Source organism: Lentiprolixibacter sp. (assembly GCF_982873095.1).
This window is the reverse complement of the sequence record NZ_CEYNTP010000120.1, coordinates 1-8,257: the sequence shown is the minus strand read 5'-3', so window position 1 is coordinate 8,257 and position 8,257 is coordinate 1. Positions and strand designations below refer to the sequence as shown.

Here is an 8,257-nt window from a genome sequence, read left to right as displayed (position 1 = left end):
ATTCATACAAATAGGTGAAGTTTGCGTAATTTTAAGGCGTTATACAAAACAATTTTTATATTTGTTTGTTTTCATTTAACGAATGCACAAAAATAGGATAAAATCCCTTCATGTCTAAGGTAAAATACTATTACGATCCGGACACCTTATCCTATCGGAAGATAGAGCCTAAAAAGTCCAGAAAATACCGGAATATTTTCCTGTTTGTTCTGGGTGCCGCACTCTTTGGCACACTCGGTCACATCTTTCTGCTAAATACCAACATCCTCAATACCCCGAGGGAACTCTCCCTTGAACGCGAGGTTAAAAATTATGAATTACAGTTTGAGCTCCTGAACAGGAAGCTCGAACAAATGGAATATGTCCTGGCCAATATTGAAGAACGGGACAATAACATCTACCGGCTCTACTTTGAAGCCAACCCGATACCTGAAGAGCAGCGCAGGGCTGGTTTCGGAGGTGTAAACCGATACCGTTCCCTGGAAGGTTTTAATAATTCTGAGATGATCATTGCCACTACCAAAAGATTGGATATCATCCAGAAACAAATGGTGATACAGTCCCGGTCGCTGGACGAGATCGCCAAAATGGCTGAGGAGAAGGAAAAACTGCTTCAGGCCATCCCGGCCATTCAGCCGGTAACCAATGAAGAACTCACGCGCATGGCCTCGGGCTATGGCTGGCGTTCTGATCCGTTCACCAAAGCCAGGAAAATGCACTGGGGCATGGATTTCACAGCACCCAGGGGTACGCCCATTTATGCTGCAGGGGATGGCGTTGTAAAACGGGCAGACAACCGTGCCTCGGGCTTTGGGAAGCACATCCGGATTGACCATGGATACGGCTACCTCACCCTCTATGCCCACCTGAGCAAATACAACGTGAAGCGGGGGCAGAAGGTAAAGCGTGGCGACCTTATTGGCTTTGTAGGGAGTACAGGCCGTTCCGAAGCACCTCACCTGCACTATGAGGTGTGGAAAGACGGGCAAAAGATCAACCCGATCAACTTTTACTACGGCAGTTTAACAGCTGAGGAGTTTGCTAATATGCTGAAATATGCAAATCAAGAAAACCAATCCCTGGATTAATGCACATCGATCTACCTGAAAAACGCTATTACGGTATTGGTGAAGTTGCCAGGGCATTTGACGTCAACACCTCACTGATCCGGTTTTGGGAGAAGGAATTTGATATGATCCAGCCCAAAAAGAACGCTAAGGGGAACCGGAAATTTACCCCACAGGACATCAAAAACCTCCAACTGATCTACCACCTGGTCAAGGAACGGGGCTTTACTCTGGAAGGGGCAAAAACCCACCTCCGCGAAGAACGGCTGAAAACCCTTAACAATTTTGAGATCATCCAGAAACTCGAAAAGGTGAAAGCCGAACTCCTAAAAATCAAAGACCAGCTTTGATGTAACAAAAGGCGCTTGCCTGCTACATATAATTACCGAACTGTAAAATAATAGACACCTATGAAAAAATGGTTAATCCCCGTAATTATCCTGGCTGTACTCGCCATAGTCCTGTACAACTGGGCTGTTGGATTCAATAACACCGCTGTGGAGTACGAAGCCAATGCGAAAACCGCATGGTCCAACGTGGAAAGTGCCTACCAGCGCAGAAACGATCTGATCGGCAACCTGGTGAAGACCGTACAAGGGGCTGCAGACTTTGAAAGGACCACCCTTACCGAGGTGATAGAAGCCCGCGCAAAAGCTACTGCTACCACCATTGACGCTGAAAACCTTACCCCGGAACGTATGGCTGCCTTCCAGGAAGCACAAACCGGGCTGTCCTCTGCCTTGTCGCGTCTCCTGGTGACCATAGAGCGGTACCCGGACCTTAAGGCGAACCAGAATTTCCTGGACCTGCAGTCTCAACTCGAGGGTACAGAGAACAGGATCAACGTGGAGCGCAACCGGTTCAACGAAGCGGTTAATATCTACGACATACACACCACCAAATTCCCGAACAAACTCCTGGCCGGATGGTTTGGCTTCGAAGAGATGGCACGTTACCAGGCCGAAGCAGGTTCCGAGGTGGCACCGGATGTAGACTTTGAATTCAATTGATCCATGGACACTTCCAATGTAGAAGCTTTTCTGACTTCAGAGGAAGAACAGCAGATCGTGGATGCTATCCTGGAGGCCGAAAGGGACACTTCGGGGGAGATCCGGGTGCATCTTGAAGCTTCCTCAAAAAAGGACCATTTTGAGCGGGCACAGGAGATCTTTCACCTCCTTAAAATGGACAATACAAAGGAAAGCAACGGGGTCTTGCTCTATGTTGCCGTGGAAGACCGCAGATTTGTAATATTCGGAGATACCGGCATCAATAATGTGGTCCCCGACAATTTCTGGAACGATACCAAAGACGTCATACAAAAACACTTTAAAGCAGGCCATTTTAAGGACGGGATCGTGCAGGGGGTCCTGATGGCTGGCAAGGAATTAAAAGCCCATTTCCCCTGGCACCCGGATGATGAGAACGAACTGAGCAATGAAATTTCGAGGGGTTAGTCTTTTATTATTCTTCCTGAGCTGGAATCTACTCCTGGGCCAGTTTACCATCCCGGAAAAGCCGGCTTTGGAGACCAGTGTCTACGACTATGTGGACCTGCTCTCTACATCTCAGAAAAAATCCCTGGAACAAAAGCTGATCCGTTATGCAGACAGCACCTCCACCCAAATCGTTGTGATCATTATCAATTCCACAGAAGGGGAAAATATTAATTTCCTCGGGGCACAATGGGGACAGAAATGGGGGATCGGACAGGCCGATGAAGATAACGGGATCCTGATCCTGCTGGCAGAAGGGGACCGGAAAATAGCCATCAATACCGGCTATGGTGTGGAGGAGTTCCTGACCGATGCCATGTCCAAACGCATTATTGACCGGCGGATCATCCCAGAATTTAAAAGAGGGGACTACTATGCTGGCCTCAACGCAGGGGCAGATGCCATCTTTGAAGTACTTACCGGGGAATTCCGGGAAGACCGTTCCTTTGACAACAATGGGAATTTCCCTTTTGGGGCCATTCTGCCCTTTATCATCTTTATAGTTATCCTCATCATCCTCTTTATAGTTATCCTCATCATCCTCTCCAGCAGGAACCGTCGAGGAGGCGGGGGCCGGCGCGGGGGCCGCAAAAAAGGACTTGACCTCTGGGACATCATCATCCTCAGCAATATGGGCCGGGATGGGTATCGCGGATCCTCAGGCGGAGGCTTTGGAGGGGGCGGTTTCGGCGGCGGCGGCTTCAGCGGTGGTTTTGGCGGCGGTGGCTTCGGTGGCGGTGGCGCTTCCGGGGGCTGGTAAAAAGCAACCCTTATCCATTATTCGAATCTTAGCTATATACTTTCTATTACCGTGTTTAAAAGAATCCTTATTGCCTTTGTCATTTTAGCATTCCTGCTTTCCTGTAAGAATGAGAGCGTGGACTGCTCGCTGGTATTATGCGCCGCAGGGGATGCCATCCGTTTGGAATTGATCGAGAATGGGGAAAATGTCATTTCAAACGGTACCTACACCGGATCCAATATTACGGTTAGCGGCGAGGTCATGGAAAATCTGCAGATCCGTGTCTTACCCAATACACAGGGAGCAACTTCCGGCCTGCTCGAACTCAACAATTTTGACTGGCAGCCCGGGCAATATACCTACACCATACAGCTTGGCAACAACTGGATATTTGACGTGGAGGCCAGCTTTACGCGGTCAGGTAACGACCCGTGCTGTGGGGACCGATTGACCCTCACCACCCTGAGTGCAGGTGACTTCGCTGTTGAGCGGGGGACCTACTCCAGTTTCTTTACTATTATTCTCGAATAGTAGGCGATTTACTTTTTCCGCATGTAGATCGTAATGGGTACTCCTGTAAAATCAAAGTGTTCCCGGAGCTTGTTCTCCAGGAAACGCTTGTAGGGTTCCTTTACGTACTGCGGCAAATTGCAGAAGAAGGCAAACTGCGGGTAATGGGTGGGCAGTTGGGTGCAGTATTTGATCTTTACATACTTGCCCTTGGTGGCCGGTGGGGGCGTCCGCTCGATGATTGGGAGCATGGTGTCATTCAGCTTGCGTGTAGGGATGCGCTTGGAGCGGTTCTTATACACTTCAACAGCTGTTTCTATGGCCTTGTAGATCCGCTGTTTGGTCAGAGCAGAGATAAAGACAATAGGTACGTCGGTAAAGGGTTCTATCGCCTTTCGAATCCTTTTGCTGTACTCCTTAACCGATTGCGTTTCTTTCTCCACCAGGTCCCATTTATTGACCAGGATCACGATACCCTTGTTGTTCCGGGCGGCCAGCCAGAAAATGTTTTCTACCTGTCCGTCAAAATCACGGGTGCCATCCATCACCAGCAAACACACATCACAGTGCTCTATTGCCCGGATCGAACGCATGACCGAATAAAACTCCAGGTCTTCCTTCACCTTGGCCTTACGCCGTATCCCCGCGGTATCTACCAGGTTGAATTCAAAGCCAAAACGGTTGTACTTAGTATCAATACTGTCCCGGGTAGTGCCGGCAATATCTGTAACGATATACCGCTCTTCCCCGATCAGGGCATTTATGAAGGATGATTTCCCGGCATTGGGCCGGCCTACCACGGCGAAACGCGGCAGTTCGTTTTCCTCCTCTTCGGTTTCCGGCAATACTTCAACAACAGCGTCCAAAAGGTCACCGGTACCACTTCCGTTTATACTGGACACTGTGTAATAGTCGCCCAGGCCAAGGGCATAGAACTCCACAGCATCTTCGGCCCGCTTGGCGTTGTCTACCTTGTTTACGACCAGGAATACAGGTTTATTGACCTTGCGGAGGATCTTGGCCACATCCTCGTCCATCCCGGTAACACCCGTCTCCACATCCACCATAAACAGAATGGCATCCGCTTCGTCTATGGCCAGTTCCACCTGCTTGTCGATCTCCTGCTCAAAGATGTCCTCACTGCCTACTACATACCCCCCGGTATCGATCAGGGAGAATTCCCTTCCGTTCCAGTCGGTCTTCCCGTAATGGCGGTCACGCGTCACCCCGCTTACCGCATCCACAATGGCCTCACGGCGCTGGATGAGGCGGTTAAAAAAAGTGGACTTCCCAACATTGGGCCTTCCTACTATGGCAACGATCGCTCCCATGGGTTAAAATTAGGGCACAAAGGTACTACTAATGAACCGATTAACAAGCCGGACGTATTTCAATCCCCAAATAAAAGGTCCGCTTCTCACCTTCCCTCCATCGGGATATTTGGCAGGAATTCGGTATCTTTTGGGAAACAATAGCTGACCCATGCCTGCCTTACCCAATGAAATTGTCCTGAGACCTCGGTTCCAGATCAAACTGGATACCTCAAAGGAAGAGGCGCTTCAAAGTTTCGAAGGCGAGGTGGAAAAGCCTTTTCTGGTGAAGCGACTGGACGACCATATTTTTATAAAATTCAATAAGAAAGAAGCTCATTTCTGGTCGCCCCAGCTCCACCTGGAGATCAACGAACTGGAAGACGGGAAGAGCCGGTTGTACGGCTTGTTCGGCCCCAATCCCACCCTGTGGACCTTCTTTATGTTCCTGCACTTCGGGGTGGCTACCTTCTTTATCATTTTCGGGATATGGGCCTACTCTTCAGCGGCCCTGGACCGGCCATATGGTCTGCAGGTGGGTGCAATGGTGTTTATGGTGGTGCTCTGGTTTACATTGTATGCCTTTGGCCGGGCAGGGAAAAGAAAAGGCAAGCCCCAGATGAAACAGTTGTTCAGCTACATGAAAAAGGCCCTTGACCTGAAGACCTAATCAGGGATTATACCCAAAACGTTTCAGCCTCCTGGGATCTTTTCGCCAGTCTTTGCTCACCTTTACATAAAGCTCCAGGTACACCTGTTTGTCAAAGAATAGCTCCAGGTCTTTCCGGGCAGCTATACCCACCTTTTTCAGTGCGGCACCTTTGTGCCCGATGATAATCCCTTTCTGGGAATTCCGTTCCACCATGATCACGGAGCGGATACGGATGATGTCTTCATCCTCCAGGAATTCCTCGGTATCCACCTCCACGGAATAGGGGATTTCTTTCTTGTACTGTTGTAAAATCTTTTCCCGTATGGTCTCATTCACAAAGAAGCGTTCAGGCTTGTCGGTCAGCTGGTCCTTTGGGAAGTAGGGTGGGCTCTCCGGTAGTAGCTCCAGGACGCGTTCAAAAACCTCCTGCACATTAAAATTATTCAGGGCAGAAATGGGATGGATCTCTGCTCGTGGTAACAGTTCCTGCCAGTACTGCACCTGTTCCTCCAAGAGTTGCTGGTCCGCCTTATCGATCTTGTTCAGCAACAGGAGTATAGGGATCTTACTGTTCTGGAGTTTTTTAAAGAAGTTCTCATCCTTAAGGGCTTTCTCCCCTATTTCGACCATATAGAGCAGCACATCCGCATCCTCAAGGGCAGACTTTACAAAATCCATCATGGCCGACTGCAATTCATAGGCAGGTTTGATGATCCCCGGGGTGTCTGAGAACACCACCTGGAAATCCTCCCCGTTCACGATCCCCAGGATACGGTGGCGTGTGGTCTGGGCCTTAGAGGTAATGATGGAGAGTTTCTCCCCCACAAAAGCGTTCATAAGCGTGGATTTCCCCACGTTGGGGTTCCCGATAATGTTGACAAAACCGGCCTTATGCTTTTCCATTATTTTTTCATTTTAGCAAAATAGGTTTTCGCGGCCGCATTCACCTTAGGGGCAAGGTAAAGCAGGGCGATCATATTGGGGATTACCATGAGTGCATAAGAGAGGTCGATCAGGTTTTTGACCAGTTCCAGGGAGGCCACAGCCGCAAAGATGATCATCACCACAAAGTACACATTGTACCATTTCCCGATTTTGGCATTGGTGAGGAAGGACAAACTCTTTACCCCGTAGTAGGAATACGTAAACAAAGTAGACAGGGCGAAGGCTGTTACGATCAGCATGAGCAGTTCGTCCCCATAGTCGAACAGGGTGATCTTAAAGGCGTTAAGGGTCATGACGATCCCGCTCACATCTTCCTGATAGGCCCCGCTGAGGATCAGGACCACAGCGGTAAAGGTGCAGACGAGTATGGTATCGATAAAGGGGCCCAAACTGGCTACAAGGCCTTCCTTTATAGGTTCATCGTTCCGGGATTGCCCGTGGTACATAGGTGCGCTCCCCAGTCCGGCTTCGTTGGAAAACATCGCCCTCCGGATCCCGATAATGACCAGTCCCCAGAAGCCCCCTGTGACCACCGTTTTGAAATTCCAGGCCTCGGTGATGATCATTTCCAGGGCCGGGAATACTTTTTCGGAATTCATTGCCATCACCACGATGACCGCTACCAGATAGATCAGGACCATAAAGGGCACGATGGCAGAGGCCACCTTGGCAATCTTGGTGAGCCCGCCAAAAATAACAAAGGAGGTAATTACGGCCAGCACGATCCCGATGCCCAGTTTCCAGTTGAATTCGCTGGTATCGAGTAGTGTGGTTGTGGGCTCCACCACGCTCATAAAGGTTTCCGTAAACTGGTTAGCGGTAAAGACACCCAGGAAGCCAAACAAACCACAAAAACTGAAGAATACCGCTAACGGTTTTCCCCACTTCCCCATTCCCTGGGTGATATAGAACATGGGACCCCCTTGTAGTTTTCCATCAGAGTCCGTCCCGCGATACATAATGGCCAGGCTACAGGAGTAGAACTTGATACACATCCCGATAAGGGCCGTCATCCAGATCCAGAAGACCACCCCTGGCCCCCCGTCGTGAATGGCAATGGCCACCCCTGAGATATTTCCAAGCCCCACGGTAGCCGCTACAGCAGCCGAAAGTGCCTGAAAGGAACTTACCTCCCCTTTGGCATTTTTATCGTCGTATTTTCCGGCAGTAATGGCAATAGCATGTCCAAAGAAGCGGTAAGGCAAGGCTCTGGAATAGACGACCAGGAAAAGGCCGCCTCCAATGAGCAGGATGAACATGGGCCATTCGGTAAGGGGAATGAGGTTGGAAAGAAAATCGTTGATCAGCTCCATAGGTGGTTGTATGGCGTCGAAGTTAGGGATTTTCTGAATTTCCCTTTAAGGCTTGATAAAATATAATCAATAGGTGAATTTGAATAAACCAATAAACCGTTGTATATTTGCCCTCCTGCGCACCGATATAGATCGGCGCTTCGGAGGGCAACGCCCTTAAAAAGAGACATCGCGGGGTAGAGCAGTAGGTAGCTCGTCGGGCTCATAACCCGAAGGTCGCTG

The 8,257-nt window shown here is 49.6% G+C and carries 10 protein-coding genes; 7 read left to right on the top strand and 3 right to left on the bottom strand.

Annotated features, from left to right (window positions below):
- The first annotated feature begins 110 nt into the window (after positions 1 to 110).
- The 6 genes from AC4E7D_RS08445 to AC4E7D_RS08420 are packed head-to-tail and all read left to right on the top strand — an operon-like array spanning position 111 to position 3,836.
- Positions 111 to 1,088: a M23 family metallopeptidase gene (locus AC4E7D_RS08445; RefSeq protein ID WP_490173368.1), complete on the top strand. Its 978-nt coding sequence runs from the start codon at positions 111 to 113 to the stop codon at positions 1,086 to 1,088.
- Entirely contained in the window at positions 1,088 to 1,417 is a 330-nt protein-coding gene (locus tag AC4E7D_RS08440) for a MerR family transcriptional regulator (RefSeq protein ID WP_490173367.1), read from the top strand. Before AC4E7D_RS08445 ends, AC4E7D_RS08440 begins: the two co-directional genes overlap by 1 nt.
- A 60-nt stretch (positions 1,418 to 1,477) precedes the next feature.
- The gene (locus tag AC4E7D_RS08435) at positions 1,478 to 2,077 is read left to right on the top strand and encodes a LemA family protein (RefSeq protein ID WP_490173366.1); all 600 of its coding nucleotides are present in this window, start codon (positions 1,478 to 1,480) and stop codon (positions 2,075 to 2,077) included.
- A 3-nt stretch (positions 2,078 to 2,080) separates the two neighbouring features.
- Positions 2,081 to 2,524 (top strand): TPM domain-containing protein, encoded by a 444-nt coding sequence (locus AC4E7D_RS08430; protein WP_490173365.1) that lies wholly within the window; start codon positions 2,081 to 2,083, stop codon positions 2,522 to 2,524.
- Positions 2,505 to 3,323, top strand: coding sequence for a TPM domain-containing protein (locus tag AC4E7D_RS08425; protein ID WP_490173364.1), 819 nt, complete (start codon positions 2,505 to 2,507; stop codon positions 3,321 to 3,323). The genes AC4E7D_RS08430 and AC4E7D_RS08425 overlap by 20 nt, the downstream gene beginning before the upstream one ends.
- A 51-nt stretch (positions 3,324 to 3,374) precedes the next feature.
- On the top strand, positions 3,375 to 3,836 hold the full coding sequence (locus AC4E7D_RS08420) for a hypothetical protein (RefSeq protein WP_490173363.1): 462 nt from the start codon (positions 3,375 to 3,377) through the stop codon (positions 3,834 to 3,836).
- A gap of 8 nt (positions 3,837 to 3,844) precedes the next feature.
- On the opposite strand, the gene der is transcribed toward AC4E7D_RS08420, so the two are convergent.
- Positions 3,845 to 5,146, bottom strand: coding sequence for a ribosome biogenesis GTPase Der (gene der / locus AC4E7D_RS08415; protein ID WP_490173362.1), 1,302 nt, complete (start codon positions 5,144 to 5,146; stop codon positions 3,845 to 3,847).
- A gap of 151 nt (positions 5,147 to 5,297) precedes the next feature.
- Between der and AC4E7D_RS08410 the strand changes: the two genes are divergently transcribed.
- Complete coding sequence (locus AC4E7D_RS08410; RefSeq protein WP_490173361.1) at positions 5,298 to 5,795, top strand: GTP-binding protein; 498 nt, start codon at positions 5,298 to 5,300, stop codon at positions 5,793 to 5,795.
- On the opposite strand, the gene era is transcribed toward AC4E7D_RS08410, so the two are convergent.
- Positions 5,796 to 6,680 carry a GTPase Era gene (era, locus tag AC4E7D_RS08405; RefSeq protein ID WP_490173360.1) on the bottom strand — a complete coding sequence of 295 codons (885 nt, stop codon included), beginning with the start codon at positions 6,678 to 6,680 and terminating at the stop codon, positions 5,796 to 5,798. It lies immediately after the preceding gene.
- A complete protein-coding gene (locus AC4E7D_RS08400) occupies positions 6,680 to 8,035 on the bottom strand; it encodes an alanine/glycine:cation symporter family protein (RefSeq protein WP_490173359.1) in 1,356 nt (451 codons plus the stop codon). Before AC4E7D_RS08400 ends, era begins: the two co-directional genes overlap by 1 nt.
- Between the last annotated feature and the right edge of the window lie 222 nt (positions 8,036 to 8,257).